Raw genomic sequence first — 19,948 nt, 5'->3', positions numbered from 1 at the left:
AGGTTAGGGTTCCTGAGCTGTGTAAATCGCAATGAAATGGTTTAAGCGTGATAGAAACAGGTATTGCGGAAAGTGTTCCATTTTCCGGTCAACAAAATAGTGTTGCATAAAAAACTGCCTTATGTGGGCAGATGGGTCGACTTGTCAGCGAGCTGAGGAACCCTATGGTTTACTCCTATACCGAGAAAAAACGTATTCGTAAGGATTTTGGTAAACGTCCGCAGGTTCTGGACATACCTTATCTCCTTTCTATCCAGCTTGACTCGTTTCAGAAGTTCATCGAGCAAGATCCTGAAGGGCAGTATGGTCTGGAAGCAGCTTTCCGTTCCGTATTCCCGATTAAAAGCTACAGCGGTAACTCTGAGCTGCAGTACGTCAGCTACCGTCTGGGCGAACCGGTTTTTGACGTTAAAGAATGTCAGATCCGCGGCGTGACCTACTCGGCACCGCTGCGCGTAAAACTGCGTCTGGTGATCTACGAGCGCGAAGCGCCGGAAGGCACCGTTAAAGACATTAAAGAACAAGAAGTCTACATGGGCGAAATTCCGCTCATGACCGACAACGGTACCTTCGTTATCAACGGTACCGAGCGCGTTATCGTTTCTCAGCTGCACCGTAGCCCGGGCGTCTTCTTTGACAGTGACAAAGGTAAGACCCACTCTTCCGGTAAGGTCCTGTATAACGCACGTATCATTCCTTACCGTGGCTCCTGGCTGGACTTCGAGTTCGACCCGAAAGACAACCTGTTTGTCCGTATTGACCGTCGTCGTAAGCTGCCGGCTACCATCATCCTGCGCGCGCTGAATTACACCACTGAGCAGATCCTTGACCTGTTCTTCGAGAAAGTGGTCTTTGAAATTCGCGATAACAAGCTGCAGATGGAACTGGTTCCGGAGCGTCTGCGCGGCGAAACCGCCTCCTTCGACATCGAAGCGAACGGTAAAGTGTACGTTGAGAAAGGGCGTCGCATCACCGCACGTCACATTCGCCAACTGGAAAAAGACGATATCAAACATATCGAAGTTCCGGTTGAGTACATTGCGGGCAAAGTCGCCTCTAAAGATTATGTCGACGAATCTACTGGCGAGCTGATCTGCCCAGCGAACATGGAGCTGAGCCTGGATCTGCTGGCTAAGCTGAGCCAGTCTGGCCATAAGCGTATCGAAACGCTGTTCACCAACGATCTGGACCACGGTCCGTACATGTCTGAGACTGTACGCGTCGACCCGACCAATGACCGTCTGAGCGCGCTGGTAGAGATCTACCGCATGATGCGTCCTGGTGAGCCGCCGACTCGCGAAGCGGCTGAAAGCCTGTTCGAGAACCTGTTCTTCTCCGAAGACCGCTACGATCTGTCCGCGGTTGGTCGTATGAAGTTCAACCGTTCTCTGCTGCGCGACGAAATCGAAGGATCCGGTATCCTGAGCAAAGAAGACATCATCGAAGTGATGAAGAAGCTCATTGATATCCGTAACGGTAAAGGCGAAGTCGATGATATCGACCACCTCGGCAACCGTCGTATCCGTTCCGTAGGCGAAATGGCGGAAAACCAGTTCCGCGTTGGCCTGGTGCGCGTAGAGCGTGCGGTGAAAGAGCGTCTGTCTCTGGGCGATCTGGACACCCTGATGCCTCAGGATATGATCAACGCCAAGCCGATTTCCGCAGCAGTGAAAGAGTTCTTTGGTTCCAGCCAGCTGTCTCAGTTTATGGACCAGAACAACCCGCTGTCTGAGATTACGCACAAACGTCGTATCTCCGCACTCGGCCCGGGCGGTCTGACCCGTGAACGCGCAGGCTTTGAAGTTCGAGACGTACATCCGACCCACTACGGTCGCGTATGCCCAATCGAAACGCCTGAAGGTCCGAACATCGGTCTGATCAACTCCCTGTCCGTGTACGCACAGACTAACGAATACGGCTTCCTTGAGACGCCGTATCGTAAAGTGACCGACGGTGTTGTAACCGACGAAATTCATTACCTGTCTGCTATCGAAGAAGGCAACTACGTTATCGCTCAGGCGAACTCCAACCTGGATGACGAAGGCCACTTTGTAGAAGATCTGGTTACTTGCCGTAGTAAAGGCGAATCCAGCTTGTTCAGCCGCGACCAGGTTGACTACATGGACGTATCCACCCAGCAGGTGGTTTCCGTCGGTGCGTCCCTGATCCCGTTCCTGGAACACGATGACGCCAACCGTGCATTGATGGGTGCGAACATGCAACGTCAGGCCGTTCCAACTCTGCGCGCTGATAAGCCGCTGGTTGGTACCGGTATGGAACGTGCTGTTGCCGTTGACTCTGGTGTAACTGCGGTTGCTAAACGTGGCGGTACCGTTCAGTACGTGGATGCTTCCCGTATCGTTATTAAAGTTAACGAAGACGAGATGTACCCGGGCGAAGCAGGTATCGACATCTATAACCTGACCAAGTACACCCGCTCGAACCAGAACACCTGTATCAACCAGATGCCGTGTGTCTCTCTGGGCGAGCCAATTGAGCGCGGCGACGTGCTGGCTGACGGCCCGTCCACCGACCTCGGTGAACTGGCGCTCGGTCAGAACATGCGCGTAGCGTTCATGCCGTGGAACGGTTACAACTTCGAAGACTCCATCCTCGTTTCCGAGCGTGTTGTCCAGGAAGACCGTTTTACCACCATCCACATTCAGGAACTGGCGTGCGTGTCTCGTGACACCAAGCTGGGGCCGGAAGAGATCACTGCCGACATCCCGAACGTGGGTGAAGCTGCGCTCTCTAAACTGGATGAATCCGGTATCGTTTATATCGGTGCGGAAGTGACCGGCGGCGATATTCTGGTTGGTAAGGTGACGCCGAAAGGTGAAACCCAGCTGACGCCGGAAGAGAAACTGCTGCGCGCGATCTTCGGCGAGAAAGCGTCTGACGTTAAAGATTCTTCTCTGCGCGTACCAAACGGTGTCTCCGGTACCATTATCGACGTTCAGGTCTTTACCCGCGACGGCGTAGAAAAAGACAAACGTGCGCTGGAAATCGAAGAGATGCAGCTCAAACAGGCTAAAAAAGACCTGTCTGAAGAACTGCAGATCCTCGAAGCCGGCCTGTTTGGACGTATCTACGCGGTGCTGGTCTCCGGTGGTATCGAAGCTGAGAAGCTCGACAAGCTGCCGCGCGATCGCTGGCTGGAACTGGGCCTGACCGACGAAGAGAAGCAAAATCAGCTGGAACAGCTGGCTGAGCAGTACGACGAACTGAAACACGAGTTCGAGAAAAAACTCGAAGCGAAACGCCGCAAAATCACTCAGGGCGACGATCTGGCACCGGGCGTGCTGAAGATTGTTAAAGTGTATCTGGCCGTTAAACGTCAGATTCAGCCTGGTGACAAAATGGCAGGTCGTCACGGTAACAAGGGTGTTATCTCTAAGATCAACCCGATCGAAGATATGCCTTACGATGAAAACGGCACGCCGGTAGACATCGTACTGAACCCGCTGGGCGTACCGTCTCGTATGAACATCGGTCAGATCCTGGAAACCCACCTGGGTATGGCTGCGAAAGGTATTGGCGAGAAAATCAACGCCATGCTGAAACAGCAGCAGGAAGTCGCCAAACTGCGCGAGTTCATCCAGCGTGCCTACGATCTGGGTACCGACGTTCGTCAGAAGGTGGATCTGAATACCTTCACTGACGAAGAAGTTATGCGTCTCGCTGAAAACCTGAAAAAAGGTATGCCGATCGCAACGCCGGTCTTCGACGGTGCGAAAGAGTCTGAAATCAAGGAACTGTTACAGCTTGGTGGCCTGCCGACTTCCGGCCAGATCACCCTGTTCGACGGTCGTACCGGTGAGCAATTCGAGCGCCAGGTTACCGTTGGCTACATGTACATGCTGAAACTGAACCACCTGGTTGATGACAAAATGCATGCGCGTTCTACCGGTTCCTACAGCCTGGTTACTCAGCAGCCGCTGGGTGGTAAGGCGCAGTTCGGTGGTCAGCGCTTCGGGGAGATGGAAGTGTGGGCGCTGGAAGCATATGGCGCGGCATACACCCTGCAGGAAATGCTCACCGTTAAGTCTGATGACGTGAACGGCCGTACTAAGATGTATAAAAACATCGTAGACGGCAACCATCAGATGGAACCGGGCATGCCGGAATCCTTCAACGTACTGTTGAAAGAGATTCGCTCGCTGGGCATCAACATCGAACTGGAAGACGAGTAACTCTCGCTCAAACAGGTCACTGGTGCCGGGGTAAGACCCGGCGCCAGATTGTGCTAACTCCGACGGGAGCAAATCCGTGAAAGACTTATTAAAGTTTCTGAAAGCGCAAACTAAAACCGAAGAGTTTGATGCGATCAAAATTGCTCTGGCATCGCCAGACATGATCCGTTCATGGTCTTTTGGTGAAGTTAAAAAGCCGGAAACCATTAACTACCGTACGTTCAAACCTGAGCGTGACGGCCTTTTCTGTGCGCGTATTTTCGGGCCAGTAAAAGATTACGAGTGCCTGTGCGGTAAGTACAAGCGCCTGAAACACCGCGGTGTGATCTGTGAGAAGTGCGGCGTTGAAGTGACCCAGACTAAAGTGCGCCGTGAGCGTATGGGCCACATCGAGCTGGCGTCTCCGACCGCCCACATCTGGTTCCTGAAGTCTCTGCCGTCCCGTATCGGCCTGCTGCTCGATATGCCGCTGCGCGATATCGAACGCGTGCTGTACTTCGAATCCTATGTGGTTATCGAAGGTGGTATGACCAACCTGGAACGCCAGCAGATCCTGACTGAAGAGCAGTATCTGGATGCGCTGGAAGAGTTCGGTGACGAATTTGACGCGAAGATGGGTGCGGAAGCTATCCAGGCCCTGCTGAAGAGCATGGATCTGGAGCAAGAGTGTGAAACTCTGCGCGAAGAGCTGAACGAAACCAACTCCGAAACCAAGCGTAAGAAGCTGACCAAGCGTATCAAACTGCTGGAAGCGTTCGTCCAGTCTGGCAACAAGCCGGAGTGGATGATCCTGACCGTTCTGCCGGTACTGCCGCCAGATCTGCGTCCGCTGGTTCCGCTGGATGGCGGTCGTTTTGCGACTTCTGACCTGAACGATCTGTATCGTCGCGTCATTAACCGTAACAACCGTCTGAAACGTCTGCTGGATCTGGCCGCGCCGGACATCATCGTACGCAACGAAAAACGTATGCTGCAGGAAGCGGTTGACGCCCTGCTGGATAACGGTCGTCGCGGTCGTGCGATCACCGGTTCTAACAAGCGTCCTCTGAAATCTTTGGCCGATATGATCAAAGGTAAGCAGGGTCGTTTCCGTCAGAACCTGCTCGGTAAGCGCGTTGACTACTCCGGTCGTTCGGTTATCACCGTAGGTCCATACCTGCGTCTGCATCAGTGCGGTCTGCCGAAGAAAATGGCGCTGGAGCTGTTCAAACCGTTCATCTACGGCAAGCTGGAGCTGCGTGGCCTCGCCACCACCATCAAAGCCGCGAAGAAAATGGTTGAGCGCGAAGAAGCTGTCGTTTGGGATATCCTGGACGAAGTTATCCGCGAACACCCGGTACTGCTGAACCGTGCACCAACTCTGCACCGTCTGGGTATCCAGGCATTTGAGCCGGTACTGATCGAAGGTAAAGCTATTCAGCTTCACCCGCTGGTTTGTGCGGCATACAACGCCGACTTCGATGGTGACCAGATGGCTGTTCACGTACCGCTGACGCTGGAAGCCCAGCTCGAAGCGCGTGCGCTGATGATGTCTACCAACAACATCCTGTCCCCGGCGAACGGCGAACCTATCATCGTTCCGTCTCAGGACGTTGTACTGGGTCTGTACTACATGACCCGTGACTGTGTTAACGCCAAAGGCGAAGGCATGGTGCTGACTGGCCCGAAAGAAGCTGAGCGTATTTACCGCGCTGGCCTGGCCTCTCTGCATGCGCGCGTTAAAGTGCGTATCACCGAATACGAAAAAGATGAAAACGGCGAGTTCGTTGCGAAAACCAGCCTGAAAGATACGACCGTTGGTCGTGCCATTCTGTGGATGATCGTACCGAAAGGTCTGCCTTTCTCCATCGTCAACCAGGCGCTGGGTAAGAAAGCCATCTCCAAGATGCTGAACACCTGCTACCGTATTCTGGGCCTGAAACCGACCGTTATTTTTGCGGATCAGACGATGTACACCGGCTTTGCTTATGCAGCGCGTTCAGGTGCATCCGTTGGTATCGATGACATGGTCATCCCGGAGAAAAAATACGAGATCATCAGCGAAGCGGAAGCAGAAGTTGCTGAGATTCAGGAGCAGTTCCAGTCTGGTCTGGTGACCGCGGGCGAACGCTACAACAAAGTTATCGATATCTGGGCTGCGGCGAACGATCGTGTATCCAAAGCGATGATGGACAACCTGCAAACTGAAACCGTTATTAACCGTAACGGCGAAGAAGAGCAGCAGGTCTCCTTCAACAGCATCTACATGATGGCCGACTCCGGTGCGCGTGGTTCTGCTGCACAGATTCGTCAGCTTGCCGGTATGCGTGGTCTGATGGCGAAGCCGGATGGCTCCATCATCGAAACGCCGATCACCGCGAACTTCCGTGAAGGTCTGAACGTACTCCAGTACTTCATCTCCACGCACGGTGCGCGTAAAGGTCTGGCGGATACCGCACTGAAAACGGCGAACTCCGGTTACCTGACTCGTCGTCTGGTTGACGTCGCGCAGGACCTGGTCGTCACTGAAGATGACTGCGGCACCCTGGAAGGCATCACCATGACCCCGGTTATCGAGGGTGGCGATGTTAAAGAGCCGCTGCGCGATCGCGTTCTGGGTCGTGTGACTGCTGAAGACGTTCTGAAGCCGGGTACGGCGGACATTCTGGTTCCACGCAACACGCTGCTGCACGAGCACTGGTGCGATCTGCTGGAAGAGAACTCCGTTGACTCCGTCAAGGTACGTTCCGTTGTATCCTGCGACACCGACTTTGGTGTATGTGCCCACTGCTACGGTCGTGACCTGGCGCGTGGCCACATCATCAACAAAGGTGAGGCTATCGGCGTTATCGCGGCACAGTCCATCGGTGAGCCGGGTACACAGCTGACGATGCGTACGTTCCACATCGGTGGTGCGGCATCTCGTGCGGCTGCTGAGTCCAGCATCCAGGTGAAAAACAAAGGTAGCATCCGTCTGAGCAACGCGAAGTCGGTTGTGAACTCCAGCGGCAAACTGGTTATTACTTCCCGTAATACCGAGCTGAAGCTGATCGACGAATTCGGTCGTACCAAAGAGAGCTATAAAGTGCCTTACGGCTCCGTTATGGCGAAAGGTGATGGCGAGCAGGTTGCCGGCGGTGAAACCGTAGCAAACTGGGATCCGCACACCATGCCGGTTATCACGGAAGTGAGTGGTTTCGTCCGCTTCACTGACATGATTGACGGCCAGACCATTACTCGTCAGACCGACGAGCTGACCGGTCTCTCTTCTCTGGTGGTTCTGGATTCTGCAGAGCGTACCACTGGCGGTAAAGACCTGCGTCCGGCGCTGAAAATCGTTGATGCTCAGGGCAATGACGTTCTGATCCCTGGCACCGATATGCCTGCGCAGTACTTCCTGCCGGGTAAAGCGATTGTTCAGCTGGAAGATGGCGTACAGATCAGCTCTGGTGACACCCTGGCGCGTGTACCGCAGGAATCTGGCGGTACCAAGGACATCACCGGTGGTCTGCCGCGCGTTGCGGATCTGTTCGAAGCACGTCGTCCGAAAGAGCCGGCAATCCTGGCTGAAATCAGCGGCATCATTTCCTTCGGTAAAGAAACCAAAGGGAAACGTCGTCTGGTTATCACCCCGGTAGACGGTAGCGATCCGTACGAAGAGATGATTCCTAAGTGGCGTCAGCTCAACGTGTTCGAAGGTGAACGTGTAGAACGTGGTGACGTGGTTTCCGACGGTCCGGAAGCGCCGCACGACATTCTGCGTCTGCGTGGCGTGCATGCTGTGACGCGTTACATTGTTAACGAAGTTCAGGACGTATACCGTTTGCAGGGCGTTAAGATTAACGATAAGCACATCGAAGTTATTGTTCGTCAGATGCTGCGTAAAGCGACCATCGAAAGCGCCGGTAGCTCCGACTTCCTGGAAGGCGAACAGGTTGAATACTCTCGCGTTAAGATTGCAAACCGCGATCTGGAAGCGAATGGCAAAGTGGGGGCAACATTCGCCCGCGATCTGCTGGGTATCACCAAAGCGTCTCTGGCAACCGAATCGTTCATCTCTGCCGCATCGTTCCAGGAGACCACGCGTGTCCTGACCGAAGCAGCCGTAGCGGGTAAACGCGACGAACTGCGTGGCCTGAAAGAGAACGTTATCGTGGGTCGTTTGATCCCGGCCGGTACCGGTTATGCGTATCACCAGGATCGTATGCGCCGTCGCGCAGCGGGCGAGCTGCCAGCAGCGCCGCAGGTCAGCGTGGAAGAAGCTTCTGCCAACCTGGCAGAACTGCTGAACGCCGGTCTGGGCGGATCTGACAACGATTAATCGTTGATTCGCTAAGCGCTTAAAAAGCCAGTCAGGTAACCTGACTGGCTTTTTTTTTGCCTGCCAGTTTATTATCATTATTTCTATATCTACTTTTCGATTACATTTTATTGATATATTTGCTGCAATTAATTAGCAAGTATAAGCATCTGCCGTAATTATTTATTTTCTTTTCTGATTTTCATCATCTATCAATGGGTGAAAATTCTACACGTATCAAAAAATAAGCGCCGCAAACGCTATATAGTCAAAAAACTAAAATAATCATGTGATTACTTTCCCTGTTCTTTTCGGTTTACCGCAGCCGAGGGGATGGTTACGCCCGTCAAAAAGGCGATGGAGGAGGTGAACAAATAAAAACAAAGCGGAGAGTATTGTCGTTATTTAATGGATAGCTTCTGGGGGATGTATGGAATTTGCTATACAACTTATCATTATCTTAATTTGTCTGTTCTATGGCGCGAAAAAGGGCGGCATTGCGCTCGGCCTTTTGGGCGGAATTGGCTTAGTCATCCTGGTCTTTGTTTTTCATCTTAAGCCCGGAAAACCTCCCGTCGATGTCATGCTGGTGATTATCGCCGTAGTGGCCGCATCGGCGACGCTGCAGGCTTCCGGTGGGTTAGACGTCATGCTGCAGATTGCCGAGAAGCTCCTGCGGCGAAACCCGAAATATGTCTCGATCGTCGCGCCATTCGTCACCTGTACGCTGACGATTCTTTGCGGCACGGGGCACGTGGTATATACCATCCTGCCGATTATTTATGATGTCGCCATCAAAAATAATATTCGTCCGGAGCGCCCCATGGCCGCCAGCTCGATCGGCGCGCAGATGGGGATCATCGCCAGCCCGGTTTCCGTAGCGGTCGTCTCGCTGGTGGCGATGCTTGGCAATTTTACCTTTAACGGTAAGCACCTTGAGTTTCTCGATCTGCTGGCAATAACCATTCCGTCCACGCTGCTGGGGATTCTGGCCATTGGTATCTTCAGCTGGTTTCGCGGCAAAGATCTCGATAAAGATCCGGAGTTCCAGGCCTTTATCGCGGTACCGGAAAACCGCCACTACGTTTATGGCGACACGGCCACGTTGCTGGATAAGAAGCTTCCGACCAGTAACTGGATCGCGATGTGGATTTTTCTGGCCTCGATAGCGGTGGTTGCCTTACTCGGCGCCTTCTCCGAACTGCGTCCGGTTGTCGACGGTAAAGCGCTGTCGATGGTGCTGGTGATCCAGATGTTTATGCTGCTCTCCGGAGCGCTCATCATCATTATTACGAAAACCAACCCGGCTTCGATTTCCAAAAATGAGGTTTTCCGTTCCGGCATGATCGCTATCGTGGCCGTATACGGCATCGCGTGGATGGCGGAGACCATGTTCGGCGCGCATATGACCGAGATTAAAGGCGTGCTCGGGGAGATGGTGAAGGAGTACCCGTGGGCCTACGCCATCGTTCTGCTGCTAGTATCGAAGTTTGTTAACTCCCAGGCGGCTGCCCTGGCGGCGATTGTCCCGGTGGCGTTGGCGATTGGCGTCGACCCGGCCTACATCGTCGCTTCCGCGCCAGCCTGCTACGGTTACTATATTCTGCCGACCTACCCAAGCGATCTGGCGGCGATTCAGTTCGATCGCTCAGGTACGACGCATATCGGCCGCTTTGTGATTAACCATAGCTTTATTCTGCCCGGACTTATTGGCGTCAGCGTCTCTTGCGTCTTTGGTTGGGTGTTTGCGGCAATGTACGGATTTCTTTAAGAGAGGATTCAGGCGCCGGTAGCGGCGCCTGTTGACGTTATTGGGCGAGCGGAATTCGGCGATAGAGTTCAATCATGTCGGTTGCCAGATCCTGAATGACCATCGCGTTCATCAGGTGATCCTGAGAGTGTACGGTAATCAGGTTAACCGGAAGCTTGCCGCTGCCTTCATCCATGCCAATCAGCTGGGTCTGGATTTTGTGCGCATGCTTGACGAATTCGTGGGATTCCGTCATCGCCTGTTCGGCGGCGGCAAAATCGCCTTTACGCGCCAGCTGCAGAGCGGTTAAAGCCGAGCTGCGCGCTGAACCGGCGTTAACCAGCAGCTCCATGATGATCGTTTCTAAATCTTCCATCTCTTACTCCATCAACTTCAGGGCTTTATCAAGCACGGCATCGCCTTTCATCATGCCGTAATCCATCATATCGATAACGGCGACTTTTTTCCCAAACGGGTCGGCCATAGCCTGTAGCTTGGCTTGCTCGTACTTCACCTGAGGACCGAGCAGGATAATATCGGCAGCCGCAAGATTATCTTTAAACTCGGCAACCGGTACGGCTTTGATCGAGACTTCCACGCCTTTTTGTTGCGCAGCGGCCTGCATTCGTTGAACCAGCATGCTGGTGGACATACCTGCGGCACAGCATAAAACGATATTCTTCATAATTGATGGCCCTTATGTTCCTTGATGTACCATCTTTATCGCGGGCTGGCGGGTGGGACAACCGCTTTACGGCGATTGTGTGTAAGTCATCACAAAATAATGAAACCGGTTTCGGATTTGGGGTTGAAAACGGTAAAAGCCCGCGCGGCCGGGCCTATAGCAACGGGCTCTCTTAGGTGCGAACGATACGATTCTTGCCCTGCTGCTTGGCTTTATAAAGCGCTTCATCAACGCGCACGACAAGCTGCTCCAGGGGCTCCATATTCCATTCGCCCAGGCCTGCGCTAAAGGTGACGGTCAATCCTTCTTCACGCCAGGAGCGCTGCGCGACGCTGGCTCGCCAGCTTTCCAGCAGCACCAGAGCGTTATCAATATGCTCGTCGGAAAATATCACCGCAAACTCTTCGCCGCCGTAGCGGTAAAGTGAAATTTGCAGGGGCTGGAGGATCTGCAGCCCTTCGCGGGCGACGTTGCGCAGAACGATATCACCGTTGAGATGACCCCAGGTGTCGTTTATCGTTTTGAAGTTATCAATATCAACCAGTGCGAGAGAGAAAGGGTGATGATCGTTCATCAGCGCGGCGATATCGCTATCGAAGGCGCGTCGGTTTTTGCAGCCGGTTAATGCATCGATGGTCGCCTGGCGAACATAGGTTAACTCACGCTGCTTATTGCTCTCGATGGCTTTGCTGAGCATCGCTTCCAGGCGCGGGGCGCGCTGAACATCTCCGGTTTTAATGGCGTTGATGATGTTCATTAACACCGTACGTGAAGCATGGCGTAGATACAGGCCAAACAGCACGATGACGATCGCGGCCAGGGCAAAGCTCCAGGCAACGATATCCGTTTCATGGCGCGTTAAGTTGACCAGCGTCGAGTTATCGACCCGATAAATGACAAACCAGTCGGGGTTGGTAAAGGAATAGTAATAGTACCAGCCGTCGGTCACCGCGTCATAAAGCTGGCCTTCACCGCTGGTCATTCTGTCCATCAAGGCTTCACTGACGTAGGGTTTGAATAAGGCGCCAGGGTCGGGATGGAGAACGACTTTACCATCGCGTTGCACCACAAAAAATTCCCCCTGAACCGGGGCGACCATTTGCCGTAACGCGTAGCCCATTGAGGTCAGATCGAGATGAAAAGCGAGGCTGCCCTTCAGCCGCCCTTCCGGGGAAATAATGGGTTTATAGAGGGTAATGGTCGGATGATGCGTGAAGTAGTCGATGTACGGGCTGGTATACAGGCTGAAGGTACTGGCTTGCGCTTGCTTAATAAACCATGGTCTCGATTTGGCATCGAAGGACTGGCTGTCTTCGGTCTCAAGGACTTCGGGCGCGCGCAGATAGTGCCCGTTGGTATCCGCCAGCGAGATGGACGAAACGGTCTGCATCATATTTTGCAGCTGCATCAACTGCATCAGGCCCTTTTCAGGATTAACGTTCACCGCATTGTTCAGCTCGTCATTACGCGCAAAGAACGTCGTGGCGCGGGTGAGGATAAAATCGTTGCCCCGCAGCAGCGTCTCCGTGTAGTTGGTCGCCATATTGTGGGTAAAGTTGCGGTTAATGTGATGATAATCTTCGAGAAAATCTTTCCTCTGGGTCATCGTGGCAAACACCGCGATAAGCAGGAAGCTGATTAAAATACCCGCAAACCCGATGACGATCGGCGTGGTGAAAGAGAGCTTTCTATTATGACGAGCCATGAGTCGTAAATCGTTCCAGAAGCGTTAAACCGTGGGTGAAGACGCAGGTTTAGCCAGCATGCCTGCTGAGCGAATCAGATAAAACTCCGATAATTATAACTCTGACGTTGTGATATGGGCTGATTAATATTCGATATTAATAGAATTACCCTTGCGGCGCAGAGATGGAGCAGGGCGAAATGAGGAAGAGCTATTATTCGCCCTGGACAGCATCCGTTGCTGACGAGGGCAGAATAGAGAAACGGAAATATAACCACAATCTTCCGTTTCTCTTATTACGATCGTGCGCGAAGAACATTTAAGAAATGACATTCTTCATCATGACGACTGGGAGGCGCGTCCCAGCCAGCTATCCCAATCCTTCCAGACCGGCTGCAGCCCGCTGGCCACCAGCGCGCGGGCGACCTCTTCCGGGCGACGGTCATCATGAGGCGAGAACTGCTCCAGCTCAGGATGGTTATCGGCATATCCGCCGGGCTGGGTTTTCGAAAATGCGCTGACGTTGTTGATGGCCAGCGGGATCACCCGATCGCGGAACCAGGGGGATTCGCGGGTGGAGAGCGAGAGCTCCACTTCCGGAGCCAGCAGGCGGAAAGCGCAGATGGTCTGCACCAGCTGTCGTTCATCCATTAAAGAGGCGGGCTCGATTCCCCCGGCGCAAGGGCGCAGCCGCGGAAAGGAGATGGAGTAGCGGCTTCGCCAGTAGTGCTGCTGGAGCCACAGCAGATGTTCCGCCACCATAAAGCAATCCACCCGCCAGCTGTCGGAGAGGCCAATTAATGCGCCAAGGCCAATTTTATCAATCCCCGCCTGTCCGAGCCTGTCCGGCGTATCCAGCCGCCAGAAGAAGTCCTGCTTTTTCCCTTTCAGATGATGTTTCGCATACATGCTTTCATTATAGGTCTCCTGATAGACCATCACTCCGTCCAGGCCGAGGGTTTTCAGCTCGGCGTACTCTTCCATCGCCAGCGGCTGAACCTCCATCTGCAGCGAGGCGAACTGGCGGCGAATCGCGGGCAGATGTTGACGAAAATAGTCCATGCCGACTTTGCCCTGATGCTCGCCGGTGACCAGCAGCAGATGCTCAAAGCCCATTGCGCGGATCGCCGCGCATTCACGGGCAATTTCCGTTTCATCCAGGGTCTTGCGCTTGATGCGGTTACTCATTGAGAAACCGCAGTAGGTACAGTCGTTGGCGCACAGATTCGAGAGATACAGCGGGACATAAAAGCTGACGGTATTGCCAAAGCGCTGGCGAGTCAGGCGCTGGGCGCGCTGGGCCAGAGGCTCCAGATAATCCGCGGCGGCGGGCGAGAGCAGGGCCATCATATCGTCGCGGCTAAGCTGTTTGGCCGCCAGGGCGCGTTCAACGTCGGCGGGAATTTTCCCGTTGATCCGCAGGCGAATGTCGTCCCAGTCCAGCTGCCGCCAACGGTCAGTGAAGGTGTTCATACCCGCGCCTCCAGAAAGCCGGTCAGCGGGCTGGTGGCCTGCGCCTGCGTGCTGCGCGTGCCCGGGCCAGCCTGCCGCGCCAGCAATCCGGCATCGATCGCTAAGCGGAAGGCGCGGGCCATGGTTACCGGATCATCGGCCACGGCGATGGCGGTATTCACCAGTACCGCGTCAGCGCCCATTTCCAGCGCCTGCGCCGCGTGGCTCGGTACGCCTATACCCGCATCAACGACCACCGGGACCGTGGCCTGCTCGATAATAATTTCCAGCATCGCTTTGGTTTCCAGTCCCTGATTGGAGCCAATTGGCGCGCCGAGCGGCATCACCGCCGCGCAGCCCGCTTCTTCCAGACGTTTGCACAGCACCGGATCGGCGCCGCAGTAGGGCAGCACCACGAAGCCTTCCCGTACCAGAATTTCCGCCGCTTTCAGCGTTTCAATCGGGTCGGGGAGCAGCCAGCGGGCGTCCGGGTGAATTTCCAGTTTCAGCCAGTGAGTACCCAGCGCTTCCCGCGCCAGACGGGCGGCAAAGACCGCTTCTTCCGCCGTTTTGGCGCCGGAGGTGTTGGGCAGCAGGCTAACGCCAGCCGCCAACAGCGGCGCGAGGATCGCGTCATTATGCTGACGAAGATCGACGCGCTTCATCGCCAGCGTTACCAGCTGGCTGCCGGAGGCGCGAATGGCCTCCACCATGACGTCGGGGGCAGCGAATTTACCGGTGCCGGTGAAAAGATGGGACTCAAACGTTTTATCCGCAATACGTAACATATCAGCCTCCAGCAATAACCTGAAAAAGCAGGATTTGGTCGCCTTCCTGCAAAAGATGATCTTCCCACCGTTCACGCGGCAGGATGCATTGATTGAGCGCCAGCGCGACGCCCGGCTGCTGCTGTTCCAGCTGCGTGAGCAGAGCGGCGACGGAGGTCGCTTCGGCGCACTGCAACGGTTCATCGTTAAACCACACCTGCATGCTGCCCTCCACAGACCGGACAACCCTGAGCCCGCTGGAGCGCGAGAGTGCGCCAGCTGCTGGTGCGGGCATCGAACAGGCGCAGAGCGTTACGCGGCGTGGCCATGCCGGCGAGCAGCTTGATGGCCTCCAGCGCCTGTAACGTGCCCATCATGCCGACCACCGGGCCGATGATGCCCGCCGTACGGCAGTTGCGTTCGGGCTCGTTAGCGTCCGGCCACAGGCAGCGATAGCAGCCCTGGTCCCACGGCGGCGTCAGTACCATCAGCTGGCCCCCCAGCCCGACGGCGCTGGCGGTAATCAGCGGGGTTTGAAGCGCGACGCAGGCGGCATTGATCGCCTGTCGGGTCGCCATGTTATCGGTGCAATCCAGTACCACATCGGCCTTCGCCACTTCATCCTGCAGGGCCTCTCCGCCTAAACGCTGCTTCAGCGCAATCAGCTCAATCTGCGGATTAAGGCGAGCCAGCCGGGCCCTGGCGGCAGCGGCTTTGGAGCGCGAGATATCATCGCTGGTGAACAAAATTTGCCGCTGCAGGTTGCTGACGTGCACGTCGTCATCGTCGGCCAGCACCAGCGTGCCGACGCCGGCCCCGGCCAGATAGAGCGCGGCGGGAGAGCCCAGCCCGCCGAGACCCACGAGCAGCACCCGGCTGGCCAGCAGCTTTTGCTGGCCTTCAATGGCGATATCCTCCAGCAGCAGCTGGCGGCTATAACGCATAAAATCGCTGTCATTCATCACCGGCTCCCGCTATCTCGAGCAGCCGAGCCGTTGCCTGTCGCCAGTCGGCCGCCTGAGTAATGGCGCTGACCACCGCAACGCTGCCGACGCCGGTCGCCAGTACCGCCGGGGCGCGTTCAAGGCTGATGCCGCCAATCGCCACGGTCGGATAATCGCCCAGACGCTGAATATGCTGCGCGAGCTGCTCCAGTCCCTGGGGGGCGGAGGGCATCTGCTTGGTTTGCGTTGGAAAAACGTGCCCGAGGGCGATGTAAGAGGGACGAGCCGCCAGCGCGATATCAATTTCCATATCGTCATGCGTGGAAACCCCCAGGCGCAGCCCGGCGTTGCGGATGGCGCTGAGATCGGTGGTTTCCAGATCCTCCTGGCCTAAATGCACGCCGTAAGCCTGATGTTTGATGGCCAGGCGCCAGTAATCATTAATAAACAGCCGCGCATCATATTTGCGCCCCAGCGCGATCGCGGCAACCACATCGTCTTCGACTTCGCTATCGCGTTTATCCTTGATACGCAGTTGGATAGTGCGAACGCCCGCGTCCAGCAAGCGTTCGATCCACGCAACGCTATCGACGACCGGATAAAGCCCCAGGCGGAAAGGGACGGATGGAAAATCGGGTTGATACATCAGGCTTCCTCCTTACGTAGATAGATTTCACCGCCGCGGGCGCGAAAGTTATCCGACATATCGGCCATCCCCACTTCGATGGTCTGTGCGGCGGCATAGTCGCGAACTTCCTGGCTTATCTTCATTGAACAAAATTTGGGACCGCACATGGAGCAGAAGTGGGCCACTTTGCCGGACTCCTGCGGCAGGGTTTCGTCGTGGTAAGCGCGAGCGGTGAACGGGTCGAGCGCCAGGTTGAACTGGTCTTCCCAGCGGAACTCGAAGCGTGCTTTCGACATGGCGTTATCGCGGATCTGCGCGCCGGGATGGCCTTTGGCGAGGTCGGCGGCGTGGGCGGCGATTTTGTAGGTAATCAGTCCCTGCTTAACGTCTTCTTTATTCGGCAGGCCGAGGTGCTCTTTTGGCGTCACGTAGCAGAGCATCGCGCAGCCGAACCAGCCGATCATGGCGGCGCCGATACCCGAAGTGAAGTGGTCGTAGCCCGGTGCGATATCGGTGGTGAGCGGCCCTAAGGTGTAGAAAGGCGCTTCGTGGCAGTGCTCCAGCTCTTCGGTCATATTGCGCTGAATCATCTGCATCGGCACATGGCCCGGGCCTTCGATCATTACCTGCACGTCATACTCCCAGGCGATTTTGGTCAGTTCGCCCAGGGTGTGCAGCTCGGCGAACTGCGCTTCGTCGTTGGCATCCTGAATCGAGCCGGGACGCAGGCCATCGCCCAATGACAGCGAGACGTCATAGGCGGCGCAGATTTCGCAAATTTCGCGGAAATGCTGATAGAGAAAGTTCTCTTGATGATGGGATAAGCACCATTTCGCCATGATTGAGCCGCCGCGGGAGACGATGCCGGTCAGGCGCCTGGCGGTCATCGGCACGTAGCGCAGCAGCACGCCCGCGTGGATGGTAAAGTAGTCCACCCCTTGCTCAGCCTGCTCGAGCAGCGTATCGCGGAAAGCTTCCCAGGTAAGATCTTCGGCAATCCCGTTGACCTTCTCCAGCGCCTGGTAGATCGGCACCGTACCGATCGGTACCGGGCTATTACGCAGGATCCACTCGCGGGTCTCGTGAATATAGCGGCCGGTGGAAAGGTCCATCACCGTATCCGCTCCCCAGCGCGTCGCCCACACCAGCTTCTCGACCTCTTCTTCTATCGACGAGGTGACCGCCGAGTTGCCGATATTGGCGTTAACCTTCACGAGGAAGTTGCGGCCAATAATCATCGGCTCGGATTCTGGATGATTTATATTGGCCGGGATAATCGCGCGCCCGGCGGCGACTTCAGCGCGCACAAACTCCGGGGTGATATTCTCCGGCAGCCGCGCGCCAAACCCAACGCCCGGATGCTGCCGGCGCAACACTTCGCCACGAATACGCTCGCGGCCCATATTTTCGCGAATGGCGATGAACTCCATCTCCGGGGTGACAATCCCCTGCCGGGCGTAGTGCAGCTGAGTCACGCATTTCCCGACCATGGCGCGCCTGGGGGTGAGCAGGCCGGTAAAGCGCAGCTCGTTGAGGCCATCATCCGCCAGCCGCTGTTTGGTATACGCCGAACTGCGGTCGTTGAGTTCTTCACAATCGCGACGCGCATCAATCCATGGCTGACGCAGTTTTTTCAGACCCTGCTCAACGTTAATCGCGATGTGCGGATCGCCGTAGGGGCCGGAGGTGTCATAGACCGGAATCGCTTCATTCGCTTCGTATTGCGGATTATCTTTGCTGCCGCCGATAAGGGTCGGGCTAAGCTGGATTTCGCGCATCGGGACGCGAATATCTTCCCACGAACCGTGGATATAGATGCGCTGCGAATTGGGAAATGCGGTACCTTCCAGCGTGTCGATAAAGCGCTGGGCGTGTTCGCGTTGCTCTCGACGCGTGAGTTTTGTTGTAGACATAGCTCATTCCAGTTAAACAGGATATGGCTTGCCAGACGACGGATGGAGTAACAGATGCGATCGGCCCTGAAGAGGCTGACGCTAAACGCAGTTTACTCTTGTTCCCTTCGCAGGTATTAGCCTGATCAGGTTCCGCGGATCCCGAATAAACGGTCTCAGCCTTTTCCAGTGTGGAAAATGGGCACTCCGACAAGATGACATCCCCTCTCAGCGAGGGGGAATGTATGTAAACTACGCGTTAATGGCTCACAACTCAAGCGGTCGGCGCGATATTGTCGCTGACGTTATCTTTTTGACTGTGGGCGACGGCGAGGGCGATCAGGCTATCTTCCAGCGCAAAGCGCGCTTCCAGCGCTTCGCCGATATCCGACAGCGCCTGCTGGAACTCGAGGTAGTTATCGTGATCGATGGCGTTTTCGAGGCAGGAGTCGTAGTAATCCATGATCTGCTGGGTATTAGCCTGCAGCTGTGGATAAATCTTCGTGGCGGCTAAAAGTGGCGTATCGCCTTCCAATTCGCCGATAAAGCGTTCATAAATATTAAAATGGCCGGAGGAGAGGTAGTCCACCAGGCTTTGACAAAAATCGTCCAGCGCTTTCTCATTAAGCCGCATAAAGGATTCTTTGCCAGGCTTCAGGCCAACCAGGTTGTAGTAAGCCACAAGCAAATGCTTACGTACTTGTAGCCAGCGATCGACCAGTTTATTGCTGCCTCCAACACGTTCCGTCAGGTTTTCCAGCTGGTTTAACATGGTTGACTCCGCAAGGATTTAAGAGAAATACGTTGCTCACCAAAATGTAAATTTAATGTTAAAAGTGCCAGTAAAATAAAGGTAGTGCAATAGATATGGATCGTATTATTGAAAAATTAGATCGCGGCTGGTGGATCGTCAGCCACGAACAGAAATTATGGTTGCCCGACGGGGAATTACCCTATGGCGAAGCGGTAAATTTTAATCTTGCTGGCCAGCCCGCGCTGCGAATCGGAGAATGGCAGGGCGAGCCGGTGTGGCTGGTACGCCAGGATCGCCGGCATGAGATGGGATCGCTGCGTCAGGTGCTCGATCAGGATGCTGGCCTTTTTCAACTGGCGGGACGCGGGATCCAGCTGGCGGAGTTCTACCGCTCGCACAAATTCTGCGGCTACTGCGGCCATCCGATGCATCCCAGCAAAACCGAATGGGCGATGCTGTGCAGCCACTGCCGCGAACGTTATTACCCGCAAATCGCCCCCTGCATCATCGTCGCCATCCGCCGGGATGACGCTATTCTGCTGGCGCAGCATACCCGCCATCGCAACGGCGTGCACACGGTGCTGGCCGGGTTTGTCGAAGTGGGTGAGACCCTGGAGCAGACCGTTGCCCGCGAGGTGATGGAAGAGAGCGGCATTAAAGTGAAAAATCTGCGCTACGTGACCTCTCAGCCCTGGCCGTTCCCGCAATCGCTGATGACCGCGTTTATGGCCGAGTACGATAGCGGCGAGATTGTCATCGACAAGAAAGAGCTGCTGGAGGCGGGGTGGTATCGCTATGACGATTTGCCGCTTTTGCCGCCGCCGGGCACCGTGGCGCGCCGCCTGATTGAAGATACCGTGGCGATGTGTCGGGCAGAGTATGAGTGACATGTTACACTTGGCGCATCAACGCTAAAGGAA

14 protein-coding genes and 1 riboswitch are annotated in these 19,948 nt (G+C 55.3%); of the genes, 4 read left to right on the top strand and 10 right to left on the bottom strand.

The genetic code is table 11. The annotated features are described in order from the left end of the window. Nucleotides 1–164 precede the first annotated feature (164 nt). From rpoB to GUC22_RS25720, 3 genes are all read left to right on the top strand, one after another. On the top strand, nt 165–4,193 hold the full coding sequence (gene rpoB, locus GUC22_RS25730) for a DNA-directed RNA polymerase subunit beta (RefSeq protein WP_024360687.1): 4,029 nt from the start codon (nt 165–167) through the stop codon (nt 4,191–4,193). A gap of 76 nt (nt 4,194–4,269) precedes the next feature. Next, entirely contained in the window at nt 4,270–8,493 is a 4,224-nt protein-coding gene (gene rpoC / locus GUC22_RS25725; RefSeq protein ID WP_004127580.1) for a DNA-directed RNA polymerase subunit beta', read from the top strand. 409 nt (nt 8,494–8,902) lie between these two features. Further along, on the top strand, nt 8,903–10,243 hold the full coding sequence (locus tag GUC22_RS25720; RefSeq protein ID WP_004870490.1) for an anaerobic C4-dicarboxylate transporter: 1,341 nt from the start codon (nt 8,903–8,905) through the stop codon (nt 10,241–10,243). 37 nt (nt 10,244–10,280) lie between these two features. Here the strand turns inward: GUC22_RS25720 and GUC22_RS25715 are convergent, their stop codons facing one another. The 10 genes from GUC22_RS25715 to GUC22_RS25670 form a co-directional block, all read right to left on the bottom strand. Next, nucleotides 10,281–10,598, bottom strand: coding sequence for a PTS lactose/cellobiose transporter subunit IIA (locus GUC22_RS25715; RefSeq protein ID WP_004870492.1), 318 nt, complete (start codon nt 10,596–10,598; stop codon nt 10,281–10,283). 3 nt (nt 10,599–10,601) lie between these two features. After that, nucleotides 10,602–10,862 (bottom strand): PTS sugar transporter subunit IIB, encoded by a 261-nt coding sequence (locus GUC22_RS25710; RefSeq protein ID WP_009652762.1) that lies wholly within the window; start codon nt 10,860–10,862, stop codon nt 10,602–10,604. Between the two features lie 217 nt (nt 10,863–11,079). Beyond that, on the bottom strand, nt 11,080–12,612 hold the full coding sequence (locus GUC22_RS25705) for a sensor domain-containing diguanylate cyclase (RefSeq protein WP_049132039.1): 1,533 nt from the start codon (nt 12,610–12,612) through the stop codon (nt 11,080–11,082). A 318-nt stretch (nt 12,613–12,930) separates the two neighbouring features. After that, nucleotides 12,931–14,064, bottom strand: a complete 1,134-nt coding sequence (gene thiH, locus GUC22_RS25700) for a 2-iminoacetate synthase ThiH (RefSeq protein ID WP_160183854.1) — start codon at nt 14,062–14,064, stop codon at nt 12,931–12,933. Continuing rightward, nucleotides 14,061–14,831 (bottom strand): thiazole synthase, encoded by a 771-nt coding sequence (thiG, locus tag GUC22_RS25695; RefSeq protein WP_049087536.1) that lies wholly within the window; start codon nt 14,829–14,831, stop codon nt 14,061–14,063. Before thiG ends, thiH begins: the two co-directional genes overlap by 4 nt. 1 nt (nt 14,832) lies before the next feature. Further along, nucleotides 14,833–15,033: a sulfur carrier protein ThiS gene (gene thiS / locus GUC22_RS25690; protein ID WP_004870502.1), complete on the bottom strand. Its 201-nt coding sequence runs from the start codon at nt 15,031–15,033 to the stop codon at nt 14,833–14,835. Then, nucleotides 15,017–15,772, bottom strand: coding sequence for a HesA/MoeB/ThiF family protein (locus GUC22_RS25685; RefSeq protein WP_004870504.1), 756 nt, complete (start codon nt 15,770–15,772; stop codon nt 15,017–15,019). Before GUC22_RS25685 ends, thiS begins: the two co-directional genes overlap by 17 nt. Next, on the bottom strand, nt 15,765–16,400 hold the full coding sequence (thiE, locus tag GUC22_RS25680; protein ID WP_049087538.1) for a thiamine phosphate synthase: 636 nt from the start codon (nt 16,398–16,400) through the stop codon (nt 15,765–15,767). Before thiE ends, GUC22_RS25685 begins: the two co-directional genes overlap by 8 nt. Next, entirely contained in the window at nt 16,400–18,295 is a 1,896-nt protein-coding gene (gene thiC, locus GUC22_RS25675; protein WP_160183853.1) for a phosphomethylpyrimidine synthase ThiC, read from the bottom strand. Before thiC ends, thiE begins: the two co-directional genes overlap by 1 nt. A gap of 85 nt (nt 18,296–18,380) precedes the next feature. Beyond that, a riboswitch (TPP riboswitch) is annotated at nt 18,381–18,494 on the bottom strand. Nucleotides 18,495–18,548: 54 nt separating this feature from the next. Next, nucleotides 18,549–19,046: an Rsd/AlgQ family anti-sigma factor gene (locus GUC22_RS25670; RefSeq protein WP_004127603.1), complete on the bottom strand. Its 498-nt coding sequence runs from the start codon at nt 19,044–19,046 to the stop codon at nt 18,549–18,551. Between the two features lie 95 nt (nt 19,047–19,141). Between GUC22_RS25670 and nudC the strand changes: the two genes are divergently transcribed. Beyond that, nucleotides 19,142–19,915, top strand: a complete 774-nt coding sequence (nudC, locus tag GUC22_RS25665) for an NAD(+) diphosphatase (RefSeq protein ID WP_004870513.1) — start codon at nt 19,142–19,144, stop codon at nt 19,913–19,915. The last annotated feature ends 33 nt before the right edge of the window (nt 19,916–19,948 follow it).

Source organism: Klebsiella sp. MPUS7, assembly GCF_009905335.1.
GTDB lineage: Bacteria > Pseudomonadota > Gammaproteobacteria > Enterobacterales > Enterobacteriaceae > Klebsiella > Klebsiella grimontii.
The sequence above is the reverse complement of the archived record's forward strand: the minus strand, read 5'-3'. Positions and strand labels throughout refer to the sequence as shown.

Excerpts from the sequence above, each read along its gene's own strand:
- rpoB (WP_024360687.1), top strand. The coding sequence starts at position 165 with ATGGTTTACTCCTATACCGAGAAAAAACGTATTCGTAAGGATTTTGGT.
- GUC22_RS25720 (WP_004870490.1), top strand. The coding sequence starts at position 8,903 with ATGGAATTTGCTATACAACTTATCATTATCTTAATTTGTCTGTTCTAT.
- GUC22_RS25715 (WP_004870492.1), bottom strand. The coding sequence starts at position 10,598 with ATGGAAGATTTAGAAACGATCATCATGGAGCTGCTGGTTAACGCCGGT.
- GUC22_RS25710 (WP_009652762.1), bottom strand. The coding sequence starts at position 10,862 with ATGCTGGTTCAACGAATGCAGGCCGCTGCGCAACAAAAAGGCGTGGAA.
- GUC22_RS25705 (WP_049132039.1), bottom strand. The coding sequence starts at position 12,612 with ATGGCTCGTCATAATAGAAAGCTCTCTTTCACCACGCCGATCGTCATC.
- thiH (WP_160183854.1), bottom strand. The coding sequence starts at position 14,064 with ATGAACACCTTCACTGACCGTTGGCGGCAGCTGGACTGGGACGACATT.
- thiG (WP_049087536.1), bottom strand. The coding sequence starts at position 14,831 with ATGTTACGTATTGCGGATAAAACGTTTGAGTCCCATCTTTTCACCGGC.
- thiS (WP_004870502.1), bottom strand. The coding sequence starts at position 15,033 with ATGCAGGTGTGGTTTAACGATGAACCGTTGCAGTGCGCCGAAGCGACC.
- GUC22_RS25685 (WP_004870504.1), bottom strand. The coding sequence starts at position 15,772 with ATGAATGACAGCGATTTTATGCGTTATAGCCGCCAGCTGCTGCTGGAG.
- thiE (WP_049087538.1), bottom strand. The coding sequence starts at position 16,400 with ATGTATCAACCCGATTTTCCATCCGTCCCTTTCCGCCTGGGGCTTTAT.
- thiC (WP_160183853.1), bottom strand. The coding sequence starts at position 18,295 with ATGTCTACAACAAAACTCACGCGTCGAGAGCAACGCGAACACGCCCAG.
- GUC22_RS25670 (WP_004127603.1), bottom strand. The coding sequence starts at position 19,046 with ATGTTAAACCAGCTGGAAAACCTGACGGAACGTGTTGGAGGCAGCAAT.
- nudC (WP_004870513.1), top strand. The coding sequence starts at position 19,142 with ATGGATCGTATTATTGAAAAATTAGATCGCGGCTGGTGGATCGTCAGC.